The 18,640-nt window shown below is 72.8% G+C and carries 20 protein-coding genes; 13 read left to right on the top strand and 7 right to left on the bottom strand.

Annotated elements, in window-relative coordinates:
* Positions 1-7 precede the first annotated feature (7 nt).
* Genes OHU34_RS03040 through OHU34_RS03030 form a run of 3 tightly spaced genes read right to left on the bottom strand, consistent with a single transcriptional unit; the run spans position 8 to position 3,091 of the window.
* Entirely contained in the window at positions 8-907 is a 900-nt protein-coding gene (locus OHU34_RS03040; protein ID WP_230193882.1) for an SDR family oxidoreductase, read from the bottom strand.
* 50 nt (positions 908-957) lie between these two features.
* On the bottom strand, positions 958-2,589 hold the full coding sequence (locus OHU34_RS03035; protein ID WP_230193881.1) for an NAD(P)/FAD-dependent oxidoreductase: 1,632 nt from the start codon (positions 2,587-2,589) through the stop codon (positions 958-960).
* Positions 2,582-3,091 carry an SRPBCC family protein gene (locus OHU34_RS03030; RefSeq protein WP_230193880.1) on the bottom strand — a complete coding sequence of 170 codons (510 nt, stop codon included), beginning with the start codon at positions 3,089-3,091 and terminating at the stop codon, positions 2,582-2,584. Before OHU34_RS03030 ends, OHU34_RS03035 begins: the two co-directional genes overlap by 8 nt.
* A gap of 197 nt (positions 3,092-3,288) precedes the next feature.
* Between OHU34_RS03030 and OHU34_RS03025 the strand changes: the two genes are divergently transcribed.
* From OHU34_RS03025 to OHU34_RS03000, 6 genes are all read left to right on the top strand, one after another.
* A complete protein-coding gene (locus OHU34_RS03025; RefSeq protein WP_405764476.1) occupies positions 3,289-3,888 on the top strand; it encodes a hypothetical protein in 600 nt (199 codons plus the stop codon).
* Positions 3,889-4,036: 148 nt separating this feature from the next.
* The gene (locus tag OHU34_RS03020; RefSeq protein ID WP_230193879.1) at positions 4,037-4,180 is read left to right on the top strand and encodes a hypothetical protein; all 144 of its coding nucleotides are present in this window, start codon (positions 4,037-4,039) and stop codon (positions 4,178-4,180) included.
* 158 nt (positions 4,181-4,338) lie between these two features.
* On the top strand, positions 4,339-5,520 hold the full coding sequence (locus tag OHU34_RS03015) for an ROK family protein (protein ID WP_405764474.1): 1,182 nt from the start codon (positions 4,339-4,341) through the stop codon (positions 5,518-5,520).
* Positions 5,521-5,640: 120 nt separating this feature from the next.
* Positions 5,641-7,443: an alpha-galactosidase D gene (locus OHU34_RS03010; protein ID WP_405764471.1), complete on the top strand. Its 1,803-nt coding sequence runs from the start codon at positions 5,641-5,643 to the stop codon at positions 7,441-7,443.
* Between the two features lie 55 nt (positions 7,444-7,498).
* On the top strand, positions 7,499-9,865 hold the full coding sequence (locus OHU34_RS03005; RefSeq protein WP_405764468.1) for a glycosyl hydrolase family 95 catalytic domain-containing protein: 2,367 nt from the start codon (positions 7,499-7,501) through the stop codon (positions 9,863-9,865).
* Positions 9,862-11,070, top strand: coding sequence for an SGNH/GDSL hydrolase family protein (locus OHU34_RS03000; RefSeq protein ID WP_142270324.1), 1,209 nt, complete (start codon positions 9,862-9,864; stop codon positions 11,068-11,070). The genes OHU34_RS03005 and OHU34_RS03000 overlap by 4 nt, the downstream gene beginning before the upstream one ends.
* 21 nt (positions 11,071-11,091) lie before the next feature.
* Here OHU34_RS03000 and OHU34_RS02995 read toward each other — a convergent pair whose 3' ends face one another.
* Both OHU34_RS02995 and OHU34_RS02990 read right to left on the bottom strand, forming a co-directional pair.
* On the bottom strand, positions 11,092-11,565 hold the full coding sequence (locus tag OHU34_RS02995) for an MSMEG_6728 family protein (protein ID WP_142270325.1): 474 nt from the start codon (positions 11,563-11,565) through the stop codon (positions 11,092-11,094).
* Positions 11,566-11,650: 85 nt separating this feature from the next.
* A complete protein-coding gene (locus OHU34_RS02990) occupies positions 11,651-11,821 on the bottom strand; it encodes a hypothetical protein (RefSeq protein WP_160160073.1) in 171 nt (56 codons plus the stop codon).
* A 263-nt stretch (positions 11,822-12,084) separates the two neighbouring features.
* Between OHU34_RS02990 and ppk2 the strand changes: the two genes are divergently transcribed.
* Positions 12,085-13,050, top strand: a complete 966-nt coding sequence (gene ppk2, locus OHU34_RS02985) for a polyphosphate kinase 2 (protein ID WP_142270326.1) — start codon at positions 12,085-12,087, stop codon at positions 13,048-13,050.
* Positions 13,051-13,119: 69 nt separating this feature from the next.
* On the opposite strand, the gene OHU34_RS02980 is transcribed toward ppk2, so the two are convergent.
* A complete protein-coding gene (locus tag OHU34_RS02980; RefSeq protein ID WP_142270327.1) occupies positions 13,120-13,566 on the bottom strand; it encodes an excalibur calcium-binding protein in 447 nt (148 codons plus the stop codon).
* A 232-nt stretch (positions 13,567-13,798) separates the two neighbouring features.
* Here OHU34_RS02980 and mscL point away from each other — a divergent pair, with 232 nt between their 5' ends.
* From mscL to OHU34_RS02950, 6 genes are all read left to right on the top strand, one after another.
* Positions 13,799-14,242 carry a large conductance mechanosensitive channel protein MscL gene (gene mscL / locus OHU34_RS02975; RefSeq protein WP_142270584.1) on the top strand — a complete coding sequence of 148 codons (444 nt, stop codon included), beginning with the start codon at positions 13,799-13,801 and terminating at the stop codon, positions 14,240-14,242.
* 91 nt (positions 14,243-14,333) lie between these two features.
* Complete coding sequence (locus OHU34_RS02970; protein ID WP_230193874.1) at positions 14,334-14,774, top strand: phage holin family protein; 441 nt, start codon at positions 14,334-14,336, stop codon at positions 14,772-14,774.
* On the top strand, positions 14,771-15,199 hold the full coding sequence (locus OHU34_RS02965; RefSeq protein WP_142270328.1) for a DUF3618 domain-containing protein: 429 nt from the start codon (positions 14,771-14,773) through the stop codon (positions 15,197-15,199). The genes OHU34_RS02970 and OHU34_RS02965 overlap by 4 nt, the downstream gene beginning before the upstream one ends.
* Before the next feature lie 176 nt (positions 15,200-15,375).
* On the top strand, positions 15,376-15,567 hold the full coding sequence (locus tag OHU34_RS02960) for a hypothetical protein (protein ID WP_142270329.1): 192 nt from the start codon (positions 15,376-15,378) through the stop codon (positions 15,565-15,567).
* On the top strand, positions 15,564-16,421 hold the full coding sequence (locus OHU34_RS02955; RefSeq protein ID WP_142270586.1) for a DMT family transporter: 858 nt from the start codon (positions 15,564-15,566) through the stop codon (positions 16,419-16,421). Before OHU34_RS02960 ends, OHU34_RS02955 begins: the two co-directional genes overlap by 4 nt.
* A gap of 117 nt (positions 16,422-16,538) precedes the next feature.
* Positions 16,539-17,021 (top strand): hypothetical protein, encoded by a 483-nt coding sequence (locus OHU34_RS02950; protein WP_142270330.1) that lies wholly within the window; start codon positions 16,539-16,541, stop codon positions 17,019-17,021.
* Positions 17,022-17,062: 41 nt separating this feature from the next.
* On the opposite strand, the gene OHU34_RS02945 is transcribed toward OHU34_RS02950, so the two are convergent.
* Positions 17,063-18,292 (bottom strand): PP2C family protein-serine/threonine phosphatase, encoded by a 1,230-nt coding sequence (locus OHU34_RS02945; RefSeq protein WP_142270331.1) that lies wholly within the window; start codon positions 18,290-18,292, stop codon positions 17,063-17,065.
* Positions 18,293-18,640: the final 348 nt, after the last annotated feature.

The following is an 18,640-nucleotide window of genomic DNA, read 5'->3' as shown; positions in this document are numbered from 1 at the left end:
CCGGCGCTCACGGCTCGTTCGGCGCGTGTCGCCGTTGTGCCGCGGCCGCTTCGTCGGCCCGGCCGCCGGCGCCGAGCGGTCCGGTGGGACGCAGCGGTTCCGAGGCCTCCAGGCGGGGCAGCGCGCGGCGGGAGCGGCGCAGGACCAGGGCCGGCAGCGCGGCCCGTGTCACCTGGACGAGGCGCAGCGCGGCCGGGACGTAGACGGCGGTGCGCCGCCGTTCCACGGCCGTGGCGAGACGCCTCGCCACGAACTCCGGCGGGTAGACGCGTCGGGCGGGCGGCGGCATGCCGGCCCGCAGCTCACGGAGCACCGCATGCCGGTCGGCGTCCCGGATCATGTCGGTGTCCGTCCAGTTCAGATAGGCGATGCCGACCGCCACGCCATGGTGGGCCGTCTCGGCCCGCAGCGCGTGCGCGAAGGCCTCCACGCCGGCCTTCGAGGCGCAGTAGGCGCTCATCAGGGGAGCGGCCCCGATCGAGGCCAGCGAAGCGATCTGGAGGTAGTAGCCCGCCGACTCCACCAGGTCCGGCAGGAAGGCGTGTGCCGTCAGGGCGCTGCCCGTGACGTTGACGTCGATCACCCGCCGCCAGGAGGACATGTCCGCCGAGGCGAACGGGCCGCCCTCCGCGATCCCCGCGTTCGCGACGACCACCGAGGGCGGCCCCAGCCGCGAGCGGACGACCCCGGCCGCCCGCTCCAGCGCCTCGCCGTCGGTGACGTCGGCCTCGACGGCCAGCGCGGGAGTGGGCAGCGACGCGGCCACGGACCGCAGCGCCTCCCCCTCGTGGCCGATCAGCGCCAGGCGCGCTCCGCGCCGTGCGAGCTCCCGAGCCAGCGCCGCTCCCACCCCGCGGGCGGCTCCCGTGACCACGGCGGTGCGGTCTTCGAGGGGACTGTCGTGCACGGCGTGCTCCGTTCGTCGGGCTCTCGGTCGTTCGGCGGGAGTGCTGCCGGTCAGCCGGCAGCCGGCCTCCTCGCGCCGGTGCGGTCCCGGCGGGCGAGCGCCCGCTGTACGAACGTCCCGCCGGGCGGGCGGTGCCGGCGCAGCGCGGCACGGGCGGCGTTGGCACCCGGCGCGCCGTGGACCCCACCACCGGGATGGGCGCCGGCGGAGGCCAGGAACAGCCCGCGCACCGGCGTCTCCGGGCGCCCGCTGCCGGGCAGGGGCCGAAAGAGGAGCTGCTGGTGCAGCGCGGTCGTGCCGCCGTTGATCGCACCACCGTGCAGATTGGCGTCGAGGGACTGGAGCGTGGGCGGGGCAAGGATGCGGCGGGCGCGGATCAGGGACCGGAAACCGGGAGCGAACCGCTCGACCTGTTGTTCGACCCGGTCGGCCATCAGCTCCTGCTCGCTCGCGTCCCAGGCACCCGTGAGCCCCTCGCCGCCGGCGTCGCCCTCGACCTGCTGGGGCACATGGGTGTAGGCCCAGGCCGACTCGGTCCCGGCGGGGGAGCGACCCGGGTCCGAGGTCGTCATCTGGCCGAACAGCGCGAAGGGGCGGTCCGGAACCTGGCGCATGGCGATCTGGGCCGCGAACCGGGTGAGCTCGTGCAGGCCGTCGGCCAGGTGCACGGTCCCGGCACGACGCGCCGCCTCCGCCTGCCAGGGCACCGGCCCGTTCAGCGCCCAGTCGACCTTGAAGGTCGCGAAGTCCCACTGGAAACGCTCCAGGTCGGCCAGCAGCTGGGAGGGCAGGTGCTCCGGTTCCACAAGCACGCCGTACAGCGCGGGGACGGAGACGTCGGCCAGCACCGCGCGGTCCCCGGCGACCCGATCCCCGTCGGTGGTGCGCACCCCCACGGCCCGTCCGTCCCGGACCTCGATCCGGCCCACCCGCTGCCCGCAGCGCAGCACGCCGCCACGGGCGCGCAGCCGCCGGACCAGGGCCTCGGTGAGGGCGCCGGAGCCGCCGGCCGGCACGGGAAAGCCGTAGGACTGGCCGAGCATGGCCATCAGCCAGCCGAACCCGCCGCTGCCCGCCGCCTCGGGAGCCAGATCGGCGTGCAGGGCGTTGCCGGCCAGGAGCAGCCGGCCGCCCTCGCCCCCGAACTCCTCCTCGCCCAGCCGCCGCACCGGCAGGGCCAGCGTCCTGGCCATCCGCAGGCCGCCCGCGGCGCGCAGCCGGACCGCCAGCCGGGCCGTCGCCCGCACCGGCGGGAACGGGGTGAACAGCGCGTCGAGGATGTCCGGGCGGAGCTGTTCCCACACCTCGTGGAGGCGACGCCAGGCGGCTCCGTCCCCGGCGTGGAAGGCGTCGAGGGAACGGGCGGTGACATCGACCCTGCGGTCGAGGACCGCGCAGTCGCCGTCGATGAGGGGATGGGCCACGACACTGGGCGCATGGTTCCAGCGCAGACCGTGTTCGTGCAGCCGCAGCCCGGACAGGACCGGTGAGGCGACGGCCAGCGGGTAGAACGAGCTGAACAGGTCACTGACGAACTCGGGGTCGACCGACCGGTCGTGCCGTACCGCGCCGCCGGGTTCCGGCTGCTCCTCGAGGACCTCCACGCTCCAGCCCGCGTCCGCCAGCAGGTTCGCCGCCACGAGCCCGTTGGGTCCGGCCCCGATCACCACGGCGTCAGGCATCGGCGCCTCCTTCGGCGTGCGGTCGCGCAGCGGCGGGCGTCCTGCGGGCGCCGTCGGGGGCTGCGCCGCGGGCGTCGGCCTCGCACACCTTGGCCAGCCGGCCGAGCAGGGCACGGTGGCGGATCTGGGTCACCACCTCGACGCCGGCGTTGTGCAGCAGTCCGCCGACGCCCTGCAGCGGATGTTCGTCCAGGACGACCAGACAGTGGCGGCCCCACGGCCGCAGCTCGAACGCGATCCGCGCCGTGCCCAGCACGCCCGCCCGCGCCTCCAGCTCCAGCACGTCCGGCTCACGGCAGCGCCGTACGATCGTCTCGTTGCTCAGGGTGACGGGCCCCACCCGGATCTCGTAGGCGATCTTCGCGTCCACGCGTGGCCATTCGCCCGTCATCTCGTGGGTCGACGACGTGCCCACCACCCACTCCGCGTAGCGGTCGCCGTCGGCGAGGACGTCCCACACCGTCTGCGGACTCGCCTTGACCAGCCGATGCCGTACCGCCACCGTGCACCTCCCGCAGTCGCTGACAAGTGGCTCGCCGAGTGCCCGTATCGCCGAAGGTCAACCGCTGGAGGCGCATGCCGCGGCGCCGATGAACCCGCCCGTTGTCAGTGCCGTCATGAAGGATGCCCCACATGAGATCAACTTCGGCTCAGCCGGGTAGTCGGTCTCATGTCCCCGCCGAGGAAAGGTCACCGAACATGCCGCCCACCGCCCTCCAGCCGCAGCTCCTCGACGTACGTTCCGACGCTTACCCCTGGCAGCGTCGGAGCGCGGAGGTGTCCGGGTCGGCGGGCACGGTCGGCAGGGCGGCCGGCGTGCCGCGTCAGCGTGGTCCGCTCCCGCTCGGCCGCGAGGAGAAGGCACGTCCGGTGACCCGTCCGGTACCCGCTCCGGCACCGCGACCGGCCCGCACGGACGACGGCGGTGCGGTCCGGAACGGGCGGCCGGCCCACCCGTCCCGCCCCGGCGTGTCGCCGGGCCGCACCGGGGCCGACGTGCTGCGCATCGTCTCCGATCCCCGGACGCCCGTGTTCGTCACCGAGCACGCCGGCGGACGCCGGGTGTACGGCTACTGGCGGCCGCTGGACGCGGACGGCGGCCGGGGAGGCTGTTATGTCGCGCTGTCGGCCACCGAGTGCGACGAGCTGTACGCGGCCGGCCGGATCACGGTGGGCGAGCCCGTCACGGACCCGAGGAAGACCACCTACCGGGTCCGTGCCGCCCGCACCCAGGCCGCGGGCGCCCGCCCCGCGGCCGCGCCTGTGCGGACGACGGTGGCCAGGGGGCGCGCGGCGTGAGCGGACGGCCGACCACGGGGGTGCGGCGCGTTCGTCGGACCGACCCGAACGTCCCGCCCGAGGGCCTGATCGGCGTGTTCGGGGGTAGCCGACGACCGGAAGAGACGGCCCGCCGGCAGGCAGGCCGACACACAAGGGGAGGACAAGGATGAGCGTCATTCAGCGCATCAAGGCGTTCGCCAGGAGCCCGCAGGGGCGGCGCACGATGGAGCAGGCACGGCGTGCGGCGGCCGATCCGCGCCGTCGGGCCCAGGCGCGCGGCCTGCTGGCCCGTCTGCGGACACGGCGCTGACACCGCCCGGTGCGTCCAGGGGAGCATCAGCTTCGATCACACGTCAATACCTCGTCACCGTAGGTCTTTTGAAAGGTGCTCAGGGCTCACAGCGGAGCTTCAGCTGATTCCTGCTTCTTTCATTGACAGCGGAAAATAAGGGCCCTAGGTTCCGGGCCATGCCCTCGTCCTTCGCCGCGCACCCCGCCGAGACGTTCCCCGCCGGAACACCGGCCGCTTCACAGGTCTTCACCACCGTCCTGTCCCAGGGCCCGCTCACCCGCCTGGAACTGGCCCGGCGGGCCGGTCTGTCGGCGGCGGCCGTCACGAAGGCGGTCCGGCCGCTGTTCGCGTCGGGATACCTGGTGGAGGACGCGGACACGGAGGCCCGCTCGGCGCTCGGCCGCCCCGCGAACCTGGTGCGGGTCGACGGGGGCCGCGCCCTGTTCCTCGGGCTCAAGCTCACCGCAGACGCGATCTTCGGGGTTCTCACGGACCTGCGCTGCCGGATCCTGCTCGCCCGCCGCGTGCCGCTGACCGACCGTGCCGTCAAGGCGGTGCTGGCGTCGACCGCCGAGATGGTGCGGGAGTTGCTGACCGAGGCGGACGGCTACGGCGTACGCGTCATGGGGCTGGGAATCGCCGTCTCCGGCGACGTGGACCGCACGGAGGGCGTGGTGCGCTACTCGCCGTTCCTGGAGTGGCGCGACGTACCGCTCGCCGAACTGGCCTGCGCCGTCACCGGCCTGCCGGTCACCGTCGACAACGACGTACGGGCCCTCACCGTCGCCGAGCAGTGGTTCGGCGCCGGCGTGGGCCTGTCGAACTTCGCCGTGGTGACCGTCGGCGCGGGCGTCGGCTGCGGGCTGGTGGTCCACGGCCGCGTGGTCGCCGGAGCGCACGGCGTGGCCGGCGAGATCGGCCATGTCACCGTCGACCCCGACGGGCCGCTCTGCCACTGCGGCAACCGCGGCTGCGTCGAGGCGATCGCCGCGGACCCGGCGATCCTCGCCCGGATCCGCGAACGGACCGGCGTCGAGGTCGCCGACACCGCCCAGGCCGTCGACCTCGCCCGCCGGGGCGACGCGCACGCCCGCGAGGCGTACTCACGGGCGGGGGAGGCGATCGGCCGCGGCATCGCCACCGTGGCCAATCTGCTCGGTCCGGAGCGCGTCGTCATCTCCGGCGAGGGCCTGGCCGCCTACGACCTGTTCGCCGAGCAGATCCGCGGCGCCTTCGCCGCGGCCGCCTTCGGCTCGGCCGCGCGGTGCGACCTGCAGACCCGCCCGCTGCCCTTCGAGGAGTGGGCGCGCGGCGCCGCGGCGACCGCCATCCAGTCCTTCATCACCGAACCGAACTGACCGTACGAGCAGCGTTCCCGCACGCTCCGGCGCAGTTCGTCGGCGGCCCGCCATCGGCGCGGGTCACCACCGGGCCGCCCCGGAGCCGTTCCGCCGAACCCCACCCAGGAGGTCAGACCCATGCGGTCACCCTCGCACTTCGTCCTGCCCGCGCGCGCCCTGAGAGCCGCCGTCGTCCTCGCCCTCGCCGTGGGCACCGCCACCGTCGCCCCCGCCGCCCACGCCGACAGCACCGCACCCGCACCGGGGCCGGCCGCCAAGCCGTACATGGGCTGGTCGAGTTGGAGCATGCAGTCCTCCAAGTACCCCGGACTCAACCCCGACGGCGACTACAGCTACCTCGCCGAGGCCAACGTCCTGAAGCAGACCGACGCCCTGGCCGCGAAACTCAGGAAGTACGGCTACGAGTACGTCAACATCGACGCCGGCTGGTGGCGCGACAAGGCCTGGAAGCCGCAGTTCGACCGGTACGCCCGCCAGAAGGCCGACCCGCAGCGCTTCCCCCGGGGCATGAAAGCCGTCGCCGACCACGTGCACGCCAAGGGCCTCAAGGCGGGGATCTACCTCCCCGTCGGCCTGGAGAAGGAGGCGTACGCCGACGGCAAGGCCCCGATCTGGAACGCCGAAGGCTGCACCACGGCCGACATCGTCCACGACGACCTGCGCACCACCAACGGCTGGGACAGCGCCTACAAGATCGACTTCTCCGACCCCTGCGCGCAGAAGTACATCGACTCCCAGGCGCGGATGTTCGCCGACTGGGGCTACGACTTCCTCAAGCTGGACGGCGTGGGCCCCGGCTCCTTCAAGAGCGGCGAGAACTACGACAACGTTGCCGACGTTGCCGCCTGGCAGAAGGCGATCGCGGCCACCGGACGCCCGATCCACCTCGAGGTGTCCTGGTCCCTCGACATCGGACACGCCGCCGACTGGAAGAAGTACTCCGACGGCTGGCGCATCGACACCGACGTCGAGTGCTACTGCAACACCCTGGTCTCCTGGGAGAACTCCGTCGACGACCGGTTCGACGACCTCCCGGCCTGGACCCGCCACGCCGGCCCCGGAGGCTGGAACGACCTCGACTCGCTCGACGTCGGCAACGGCGCGATGGACGGCCTGACCAAGGCCGAACGGCAGACGTACGCCACCTTGTGGGCCATCGCCAAGTCGCCGCTCTACACCGGCGACGACCTCACCCGCCTGGACCCCTACGGCCTGTCCCTGCTGACCAACCGCGAGGTCATCGCCGTCAACCAGGGCGCCGCGCCACCCGCGCACCCGGTCACCACGTCCGACCCCCAGCGCGTGTGGGCGGCCGAGAACCCCGACGGCACCTACACCGTCGCCCTGTTCAACCTGGCCGACGCGCCGGCCTCGGTCAGCGCCGACTGGACGACGCTCGGCTTCACCGGCAAGGCGGCCGTCCGTGACCTGTGGAACCACGAGAACCTCGGCACCTACAAGAACCGGATCACCCAGGCACTGCCCGCCCACGGCTCCCGCCTGTTCACCGTCACCCCGCGCGGCAGCGCACTCGAACGCACCGGCCACGAGGCCGAGGCCCCGGCCAACACCCTCGGCGGCAGCGCCTCCGTCGCCGACTGCTCCGCCTGCTCCGGCGACCGCAAGGTCGGCAACCTCTACCTCGGCGGCAAACTGACCTTCACCGACGTCGTCGTCGACAGGACGGGCACCTACCAGATCGAGGTCACCTACCTCAGCGGCGACGCACGGACCGCCGCGGTCTCCGCCAACGGCGGCGGCGCCACCCGCCACACGTTCCCCGCCACCGGCGACTGGGGGACCGTCGCCCGCGTCCATGTGCCGGTGACGCTGAAGGCGGGCGTCAACACGATCACCTTCGACAGCGGTTCGGGCTACGCGCCGGACATCGACCGGATCGACGTACCGAAGACCTCCTGACAACACCCGGGGGTCCGGTACCGCACCCGGGCCCCCGCCGACCTCCGGAGCCGCCATGACCCCCCGCCCGACGGACCCCGACAGACGCACCCTCATCGCCGCCGGTCTCACCGCCGCGGCCCTGGCCGGCCTGCCCGCCTTCACCGCTTCCGCCGCGCCCCGGCGCCCCCTCGACGCGCCGCGGCCCACCGAGGACTCCCGGCACCTGCTCTGGTGGCAGGCCCCCGCCGACGACCACTCCATGATCGAACAGGGCCTGCCGGTCGGCAACGGCCGCCTCGGGGCGCTCGCGGGCAACGACCCCGGCCGGGAACTCCTGCTGATCACCGACGCCACCCTGTGGACCGGCGGCCTCAACGACGAACTGGACGACGACGGCCAATTCCCCTACGGACGGGCCGACTTCGGCTCCTTCACCCTGCTCGCCCGGCTCACCGTGGACCTCCCCGACCACGACCTGTCCGCCGTCAACGGCTACCGCCGCAGCCTCGACCTCTCCCAGGCCCTGCTCACGACGACCTACGTCCGCGCCGGGGTGACGTACCGGCGGCATATCTTCGCCAGCCGCCCGGACGACGTGATCGTCCTGCACTTCACCCAGAGCGGCGGCGGCCGGTACACCGGGTCCGTGACCCTGGAGGGCATGCACGGCGAGACGGGCGGCGGAGCGGAGTCCTTCGGCGCGTCCTTCCCCGGCGGTCTGCGCTACGGCGCGGCCGTCACGGCGCACGGAACCGGCGGCCGGGTCCGGGTGAACGGAGCCCGGATCGACTTCTCCGGCTGCAGCGACCTCACGGTGGTCGTCAGCGGCGGCACCAACTACGCCCCCGACGCCCGCGCCAGGTACCGCGACCCGTCCCTCGACCCCGAGAAGCTGGCCCGTACGAAGGTCCGCGCGGCCGCCGCCCACCCGGCCGGCACGCTGCTGCGCACCCATGTCGCCGACTACCGTGCCCTCTACGGCCGACTCGACCTCTCGCTCGGCACGTCGACCCCCGGACAGCGCGCGCTCGACACCTGGGAACGCCTCATCGCACGCGCCCGCGACAGGACCCCGGATCCCGAACTCGAAGCCGCGTACCTCCAGTTCGGCCGCTACCTGATGATCTCCGGATCCCGAGGCAGCCTCCCCCTCAACCTCCAAGGGCTGTGGCTCGACGGCAACGACCCGGACTGGATGGGCGATTACCACACCGACATCAACCTCCAGATGAACTACTGGATGGCCGACCGCACGGGCCTGTCCCCGTGCTTCGACGCCCTCACCGACTACTGCCTCGCCCAGCTGCCCTCCTGGACCGCCCTCACCCGGTCCCTGTTCAACGACCCGCGCAACCGCTACCGCAACTCCACCGGAAAGAACGCCGGCTGGACCGTCGCGATCTCCACCAACCCGCACGGCGGGATGGGCTGGTGGTGGCATCCCGCGGGCAACGCCTGGCTCGCCAACACCCTCTGGGAGCACTACGAGTTCACCGGCTCCCGCACCCACCTGGAGAAGATCTACCCGCTGCTCAAGGGCGCCTGCGAGTTCTGGGAGGCGCGGCTGCTGCCCACGACCCTGCCCGGCAGCGAGCGGAAGGTCCTCGTCGCCGACAGCGACTGGTCCCCCGAGCACGGCCCGCTGGACGCCCGGGGCATCACCTACGCCCAGGAGCTGGTGTGGGAGCTGTTCGGCCACTACCGGACCGCGGCCGGGGAACTGGGCAAGGACGCCGCCTACGCGGACACCGTCGCCGCCCTGCGTGAACGGCTGTACCTGCCGCAGGTGAGCCCGAAGACCGGGTGGCTCGAGGAGTGGATGTCACCCGACAACCTCGGCGAGGGAACCCACCGGCACCTCTCGCCGCTCGTCGGCCTGTTCCCCGGCGACCGCATCCGCCCCGACGGCTCCACCCCCCGGGAGACCGTCGACGGAGCCACCGCCCTCCTCACCGCGCGCGGCATGGACAGCTTCGGCTGGGCGAACGCCTGGCGCGCCCTGTGCTGGGCCCGCCTCAAGCACGCGGAGAAGGCGTACGAGCTGGTCATGACCAACCTGCGCCCGTCGACCGGCGGTGGCAACGGCACCGCCTTCAACCTGTTCGACATCTACGAGGTCGAACAGGGCCGGGGCATCTTCCAGATCGACGCCAACTTCGGCACCCCGGCGGCGATGACGGAGATGCTCCTGTACTCCCGCCCCGGGCACCTCGAACTCCTGCCCGCCCTCCCCGCCGCCTGGGCCGCCTCCGGGCATGTCACCGGCCTGCCCGCGCGCGGCGGGTTCGTCGTCGATCTGCGGTGGCGCGAGGGCACGCCCACCTCGGTACGGGTGCGCAGCATCGGCGGCCGGACCACGACGGTGACGTACCGGGGGGCGTCCCGGACGGTGGACCTGCGGCCGGGGCGGTCCGTCACGCTGAAGGGCTTCACCCGATGACGGCCCGCCGCACGCCGGTCCGCGTCCTCCTCGCCGTCCTCACCTTCCTGCTCGCCGCCGCCCTGCCGCAGGCCTTCCCGGCGGTCGCCCGCGCGGCGGAGACCGGCCACGACGTCGTCACCTGGGCGGCGTCCGCGGACCGGCTGGGGGAGGGCGTCGCCGATCGTGGCTACCGGCTCGTCGTCCGCACCAGCGTCGGCGGCGCCGACCTGAGGATCCGGCTCACGAATGCCTTCGGCGACCGGCCGGTGACCTTCGACAGCGTCTACGCGGGAGTCCAGCTGGAGGGCGCGACCCTGGTCCGGGGCAGCAACCGGCGGCTGAGCTTCGGCGGCGCGCACTCCGTCACGATCCCCGCCGGCGGCACCGCGCTGAGCGACGCGCTGCCCGGCCGGCTCCCGGCCGCCACCGACCTGGTGGTCAGCCTGCACTCGCCGGACGCGGGGGGCCCGGCGAGCGGTCACGGAATGGCCCTGCAGACCTCGTACCTCACCCAGGGCGACCACACCGCGCAGGAGAGCGGCGACCGCTGGAGCGGGACGACCGGCTCCTGGTTCTACCTCGACTCCGTGTCCGTCCGCGCGAACGCGTCGACGGGTGCGGTGGTCGCGCTCGGCGACTCCATCACGGACGGCTGGCAGTCCACCGTCGACCTCGACCGCCGCTGGCCCGACTACCTCGCCCGCCGACTCCAGCGGGCGGACACCCAGGTCAAGGGCGTGGCCAACGAAGGGATCTCCGGCAACAAGGTTCTGGCGGACGGAGCCGGCCAGAGCGCGCTGAACCGACTCCAGCGCGACGTGCTGTCGCAGCCGGGAGTGCGCACCGTGTTCCTCTTCGAGGGCGTCAACGACATCAAGGCGCACACCGGGGTGACCGCCCAGGACATGATCGCCGGATACCGGGAGATCGTCCGCCGTGCGCACGCGGCCGGGAAGTGCGTCGTCGGCGCCACCGTGGCCCCCTTCGAAGGCTGGTCGGAGTGGGACCCGGCCGCCGAGTCCGTACGCCAGGAGGTCAACGCGTTCCTCCGGAGCGGCGCGGAGTTCGACGCCGTCACCGACTTCGACCGCATCCTGCGCAGCCCCTACGACTCCGAGCGGATCCTGCCCTTCTTCGACGGGGGAGACCATCTCCACCCCAACGACAAGGGGATGCAGGCGATGGCCGACGCGGTGGACCTCACGGAGCTCGACTGCACCTGACGACGGGCCGTGGCGAGGGGGTCACCCGACGCGGGGCGCGGTCCGGTCGGACGTCGGCCAGACGTACGGAAGGTCGTCGGGCACGCCGGGGAACAGCGCCGCGTAGAACTCGGGATCCTTGCGCACGAGCGCCGACCGGTGGCTGCGGTGGAACGCGGGATCGCCGAGCCACGGCGGCAGTTCCCCCGCCCCGGCGAGCCGCTCCTGGGTGCGGATGGCGGCCGGCCGTCTCCCGAAGCCGGTCACCAGCGAGGCGGCGCAGGTGTCCGCGCGTCCGGTCGCGGTCCACAGACCGCAGACCTCGAGGCCGTAGCGCACCAGCGCCTCCTCGTACCCGGTCCACATGCGCACCGCCGGATGGTGGCGCCATCCGTAGCCGGGAACCGTCAGACCCCGCAGCACCTGGAGCGCCTCGACCCGCTGCTTGCCCAGCCGGCGAGGGTCCAGGGCGGCGGCCGACGCGGTGAAGTCCGGGTACGGCAGAAAGGTCTGCACGGTCCAACCCCCGTATGCGGGAAGCGTTTCCACCATGCGGCCGGGGCGGCGCGCCGATCGACGGCTGTCGCCCCGACCGGACTGCTCAGGCCGCGGTGCGCCTGTCCCGCGCGCGGTGCCCGCCCGTCAGGGGGACGAGCTGTTCCAGGGCGGCCGTACCGATGTCACCGACCAGCACACCCGGCGCCCCGCCGTCGCCCAGGAGGCCGTCGGTGATCTTCTGGGCCGGCCGCTGGAGGGGGTCGGTCTCACTCATGGGATGACAGTCATCCGATATATACCCGAAAATGTATGAAAAACGACATTTGACGTGTCACGCTCTCATGGCCCGGAGGGCCGCGCACCCGGCGCGCACCGATGGGGTGAACCCTGAGTCGTCGGGGTCCGGTCGAACCCGTCGGAGTTCCCGGGCCGGGCCGGACCGAACGGCTTTCCGGCAGGTCAACGCGTTTGGGGTGGCCATCGGTAAGGAACCCAGCGGCAGACGTGAGCGACGCATTTCGAGGAGGCGCGGAACCGATGGATCGTGAAGAGGTAGAGGCCCGGTTGCTCGACGGGCTGACGGTGGACGACCGCAGACCGGAACAGCCGGTGCTGCTCGACGGCGCGCGTCAGCCGATCACGACGTGGCGGGAGAACCACCCCTACGACCGCAAGGTGAGCCGCCGCCAGTACGAGCGCACCAAGCGCGTCCTCCAGATCGAGATGCTCAAGCTCCAGCGCTGGGTCAATGACACCGGCGCCCGTCTGGTCGTGGTCTGCGAGGGGCGGGACGCGGCGGGCAAGGGCGGCACCATCCAGCGATTCACCGAACGCCTCAATCCCCGTGGCGCGAAGATCGTGGCACTGGGCAAGCCCACGGAACGGGAGAAGGGCCAGTGGTACTTCCAGCGGTACGTCGACCATCTTCCCGGGCCGGGTGAGGTCGTCTTCTTCGACCGCTCCTGGTACAACCGGGCGGGCGTGGAACGGGTGATGGGCTTCTGCACGCAGCAGGAGTACGCACTGTTCCTCAAGCAGTGCCCGCTCTTCGAGGAGATGCTCGTCGAGGACGGCGTCATCCTCGTGAAGTTCTGGTTCTCCGTCTCCCGGACCGAGCAGCGGACGCGGTTCGCGATCCGGCAGGTCGACCCGGTACGCCAGTGGAAGCTCTCACCCACCGACCTCGCCTCCCTCGACCGCTGGGACGAGTACACCACCGCCAAGGTCGAGATGTTCCGCGTCACCGACACCGCGCACGCCCCCTGGACGGTCGTCAAGAGCAACGACAAGCGCCGGGGCCGCCTCGAAGCGATGCGCAGTCTGCTGCACCGCATCGACTACGCGGCCAAGGACGCCGAAGCGGTCGGCAGCCCGGACCCCCTGGTCGTCGGGGCCGCGGCCACCCTCCTGGAGCCGGGCGAAGAGGACACCGTCCTGTCGCCGACTCCACTGACCAACCGGACCGAGGGCCCCGGACGGCACCCCGGCGACACGGGCTCCTGAAGCGCGGTGCGGGTCCGTCCGCACGAGGTGCCCGCACGGCGCTTGTGGCGCGGCCCTGGCCGGGGCCGGTCAGACGCGGCGTCGGCGCCGCCTCACGCCAGCGGCTCCGGCCAGCAGGCCCGCCGCCGCCAGGCCGGCGCCGATGCCGATGTCGCGGCCGGACGGTCCCGTGGTCACGGCGCCGCCGACGCCGCCGCGCACACCGAGGCTGGGCAGTGCCGCGGGGCTGATCGTCACCGGGGCGGAGCCGGTCGGGACCGGCGCGGGAATGCTCGTGGCGGGTACGAGGGTGGGCAGCGGCCGGTGAGGGAGGACCTCGCAGGCGATGCCGTCGTTCGTTCCCCGGTCCTCGTCGAGGCGGTTGGGGTCGCTGATGTCCCGGTCGAACTCGGCCTGGGCGTCCTCCTGGAAGGTGAAGTCGCGGCAGTCGAGGTCCTGGGCGTGGGCGACTCCGGACAGCGGAGCGAAAGTCATGATCGTCGCGGCTATGCCCGCGACGACGGTGCGATGGGGCATGGGTGTCTCCTCCCGGCCGGGGGCCGTCGCTTCGACGCTAGGCAACGACCGGCGCCGTCGCGCGAGACGGGCGGCCATCCGGGTGGAGCCGCCCAGAACCGCGGGCCGCCGGGCGTGGTGTGACCGGCGTCGACGCGGCAAGACGCACTCCGACCGCCGCGAACCCCGCGGCCGGACGAAGCGGCGAACGGCCGGGCGAGGCCGAGAGGAATCGGAGGGGACCGTGAGGGATCTGCTGGGAGGGTTCCGCAGTTTCATACTGCGCGGGAACGTGGTCGACCTGGCCGTGGGCATCGTGATCGGCGCGGCCTTCACCGCACTCGTCAACGGCTTCGTGAAAGCGTTCCTGACCCCGATCGTGGGCTTCGCGACCGGCGCGACGGGCGACTACAGCCGCAGGACCTTCACCCTCGGCGGGACGGTCTTCCCGTACGGCAGCTTCGTGAACGCGGGCATCGGGTTTCTGCTGATCGCCTGCGTCCTGTACTTCCTCGTCGTGCTGCCGATCAACAAGCTGCACGAACGTTTCGCCCCGCACCAGGACATCCAGGCGGACAAGCGGGACTGCCCCGAGTGCCTCAACCCCGTGCCCGCCCAGGCGCGCCGCTGCGGATTCTGCACCAGCGACCTGGTGCCCCTTCCCGACACGGTCGGCGCGGGGGAGACGCGGGCGTAGGACCGACCCGTCCCGTTCTTCCGCTGTGGGGATGTCTTTCCCGCCGGTCATCGGGTACCCGGTGCGGCACCGAGAGGAAGGGGTGAAGGCGATGGCTGAAGCGGGACGGTACGGCACGGACGGTGAACGCGGCGCGCGGGCCGCCGACGGCGGTGAGCCGGTCGGCGACCTGGTGCAACGCGCTTCGCAGCAGCTGACCGAGCTGGTGCGCGGCGAAATGCAGCTCGCACGGGCGGAGATGGTCGAGAAGGGCAAACGCTACGGCAAGGGCGGTGGTCTGTTCGGCGGGGCCGGACTCTTCGGCTTCCTCACCCTTCAGGCGCTGGTCGCCACCGCGATCGCCGCGATCGCGGTGCCGCTCCCGGTGTGGGCCGCGGCCCTGATCGTCACGGCCGTACTGGCGGTGATCACCGCAGTGCTGGCGCTGACCGGCAAGAAGCAGGTCGGCGCGGCCGCCCCACCGATGCCCGAGCGGACCGTCGACAGCGTCAAAGCCGATGTGTCGGAGATCAAGGAGAGTGCACGACGATGACCCAGCCACCCCACGACGAGCCCACCGCCGACAGCCCCGAGGAACTGCGCCGACAGGTCGAGCAGACCCGCCACGAACTCGGCGAGACCGTCGAGGCGCTGGCCGCGAAGACCGACGTCAAGGCCCGCGCCCAGGAGAAGGCGACCGCGTTGAAGGAACAGGCCGGCACCACGGCTGCACAGCTGTCCGAGCAGGCCAGGACGAAGGCGGCCGGGGCGGCCCACCTGCTGGAGGAGAAGGTCCCGGCGCCGGTCAAGGACACGGCCGCCGCGGCCGCCGTCCAGGTCAGGGCCAAGGCCGGGCAGGCCGAGCAGCTGTGGCAGGACAAGGCACCCCGACAGGTGCGCGACCACCGCGGCGCCCTCGTCGGCGCCGCCGCGGCGCTGACCCTCGCCTACCTGCTGCTGCGCCGCCGCAGGAAGTAGCCGACGACGGGACGGGCGCCGCCGGCCCCACCGGCGGGCGGCGCCCTTCGCCGACCTGCGGATCACGCCCCCGGATGTGAGACTGCGGCCAAAGCGACCGGTCCCTTCCGGTCCCTTCCGGTGCATCCGGTCAACGGGTGCGTCCGGCGGCGAGCAGCCCACCAGGTGGTGACGACGTGACGGCCGAGGTGAACGACAAGCAGGTCATGGGCTTCCTCGCCGACCCCGCCCACCGCACGCTGGAGCTGTCCACGCCGGTGGCCCGCTGCACCGAGGCACTCGGCCGCCGGCACGCCGTGGCCGGCCGTCCCCAGGACGATGCGGCGGTCCCGCTGCTCGAGTGGAATCCGCCCGCACCGGAGTCATGATGGTGCTCGCCGTCGTCTTCGCCGTCCTCGGCGCCGTCAGCAACGCGGTGGGCACGGCGTTCCAGCGCAAGGCCGCCTCCACGGTGGACCGGGGCGGCGGAGTACGGCTGCTGCTCGCCCTCGCGCGGCGGCCCGCCTGGTCGATCGGCATCGCGGGCGTCGTGGGCGCCGCCGTGTTCCAGGCGCTCGCCCTCATCAACGGCCCCATGGCGCTGGTCCAGCCCCTGTTCATCCTCGAACTCCCCTTCGCACTGCTGTTGGCGGTGCCGCTCATGCACCGCCGGCTGTCGGCCGAGGGCTGGTGGGCGGTCGGGACAGTGGTGGCCGGACTCGCCGTGCTCCTGGCGTCGGCAGCCCCTTCCGGCAGCCGGGACCAGGCCTCCATGGCGCGCTGGATCCCGGTCCTGACGCTCACTCTGGGCGCGATGGCCGCGGCGGTCCTCCTCGCGCGCTCCGCCTCCTCGCCGTTGCTGCGCGCCGCGGCGCTGGCCTCGGCCGCGGCGGTCGGCAACGCCCTGACCGCCGCCCTGCTGAAGTCGGCCACGGGACGCCTCGCCGACGCGGGACTGCCGGCGTTCCTCACCGCCTGGCAGACCTACGGATTCGCGCTCACCGGGGTCCTGGCCCTCCTGCTGCTGGAGAACGCCCTGCAAGCCGGCCCCCTGGCCGCTTCACAGCCCGCGCTGACCATCGGTGACGCGGCGGTGAGCCTCCTGCTGGGCGTGGCGCTGTTCGACGAGAGCATCCGTACCGGCTGGTGGCTGCTGCCCGAGGCGATCGGCGCACTGCTCATCCTCTGGGCCGTGGTGCGGCTCACGCGGGTGGTGCCCCACCTCGTCGACATCGTGCGCTGAGAACGGCCCGATCGGGTTCGGCGATGGTGCATCCGGACGGCACGGACGGTGCCGTCGCCCGTGCCGTGCTGTGCTGGACCGGACAGGTCGGGAGTCCCTGGCGAAGGAAGTGGCGAGATGGCTGACCTCCACGGTCCGGACCACGAGCACCGGCGTCCCCCGGGCGTCGGCGACGACACGGTGGAAGCGCTCGGCTCCCTGTCCAAGGCGCTGGAGACGGTCGAACGGGCCCGTGGGCACCTCTACTCGTTCCACCAGCTCACCGGCACCGCGGACCTGGAACTGGACCGCACGGTCGAACTGCTGCGCAGGGCGGGCCACGCGACCTGGGCCGAACGCGTGGAGACGGAGATCCTGGGGCGCAACGTCATCCCCGGACACTGGACCTTCCAGATCGTCGAGGCCTACGACGGGACGTACTACCGGGTGTTCAAGGACCTGGAGCACGAGGCGGTGCACCAGCTCGCCGAAGGACGCGACCACCTCTACGAGGCGGAGCTGAAGGAAGCCCGCCGCACCCGCGGCCACCCCGACCACACCGCCCGGCCCGACATCCCCGAGACCCACTCCGGACCCGACCCAACGGGTCCCGCCGACTGACGGCAGGGAACGGGGCCGTGGGCGCCGCCGGTCCCCGGCGGTCACAGACGCAGGACGATCAGGGCCGCGTCGTCGGTGGTGCCGGTGGTGGGGAGGAGGTCGGCGAGGAGGGCGTCGGCCAGGGGTTCGGGGGCCGAGTGTCTGTGATGGGTGAGGGAGGCGGCCAGCCGGCCCAGGCCCGTGTAGATGTCCTCGTCGCGGCGCTCGATCAGGCCGTCGGTGTACAGGACGAGGGTGGCGCCCTCGGTGAAGCCGGCGTGTGCCTGGGGGCGGGGGAGGTGTTCCGGGCGGGCGGCGAGCGGGGGATCGGTGGCCCGGTCGAGAAAGGTGACGGTCCCGTCCCCGTGCACGAGGGCGGGCGGCGGGTGGCCGGCGCAGCTGTAGGTGATGGTGTGGCTGTCCCAGTCGATGAAGGTCGTCACGACGGTGGTCGCCTCGGCACCCTCGACGAAGCGGGCGTACAGGCCGAGGGCCTCCAGGGCCTGGGCGGGGCCGTCGGCCACCCGGCAGGCGGCGCTCAGGGCGCTGCGCAGCTGCCCCATGGTGCAGGCCGCCGCGAGGCCGTGCCCGACGACGTCGCCGACGGCGACCGCGAGGTTGTCGCCGGGCAGGTCGACCAGGTCGTACCAGTCGCCGCACACGTTCAGTGCGCCGATCGCGGGCCGGTAGCGCACGGCAGCGGCGTGCGGCCCGGTCGGGCCGGGCGCGGGCAGCATCGCCGCCTGGAGGGCCAGAGCGACCTCCCGCTCATGGGCGTGCGCCTGGCGGAGCCGTTCGTTGACCTCCTGCAGCTCGCGGGCCCGGGTGTACAGCTCGGCCTCCAGCACACGGGCTCGGGCCCCGCCGTTCGGGCCCCCGCGCGCGTGGATGAGCTCGGTGACCTCCTCGACCCGGTGCACGACGAGTGCCACCTGCCCGTCGGGGCCGTGGACGGGCGCGTTCACCGGGCTCCAGTAGTGCTCGCGCCACACACCGGGCCGACGGGGATCCTCGATGTCGTAGCGCAGCAGGGCCATCGTGTCGCGCTCGCCGGTGGCGACCACCCGCAGCATCGACTCCCGGGTCTCGCGCATGCCGGCTGCCGCCGGGTCGTTCGGGTTCTCCGGGAAGACGTCGAAGATGTAGCGGCCGAGCAGCTGCTCGCGGGTGCGCCCGGCCAGCCGCAGGAAGTCGTCGTTGGCGTCGGCGTAGATCAGTTCCGGGGTGAGGAGGGCCACCATGCCGGGCAGGGCTCGGAAGACCGCCACATAGTCGATCAGTGGTTTCCGCATGTCCTGCCGCCTGTCTCGGTGCCGAGCGTCACTGTGCCGTTCCACGATAGAAGGGAGATCGCGACGGGGCCTGGAAACCGTGTCTCCCGGAGCCGACGCGTTCCCCGATCGTGGACGGCGCAATCAGCCGTGGCGGAGGGCTGCAAGCCTGGTCGGAGAGGCGGTCTCACCTCCCTCCACGGGGCTCCCCGCCGTGCCGGTGGGCCCGGCGGCCGCGCAGGTGACGTGACGGTGACCAGGCGGGGACCGGGCCACGCACGGTGCGTCACGTGTCACCGGCACAGGTCCTACGGGGGTCGTCGGTGGAGTGACGAGCAGCGCGCGGGGAGGTCGTCGCGGACGGTGGTG

This window comes from Streptomyces sp. NBC_00080, assembly GCF_045041255.1.
GTDB classification, from domain to species: Bacteria; Actinomycetota; Actinomycetes; order Streptomycetales; family Streptomycetaceae; genus Streptomyces; species Streptomyces coriariae.
This window is presented reverse-complemented; position numbering and strand designations above follow the sequence as displayed.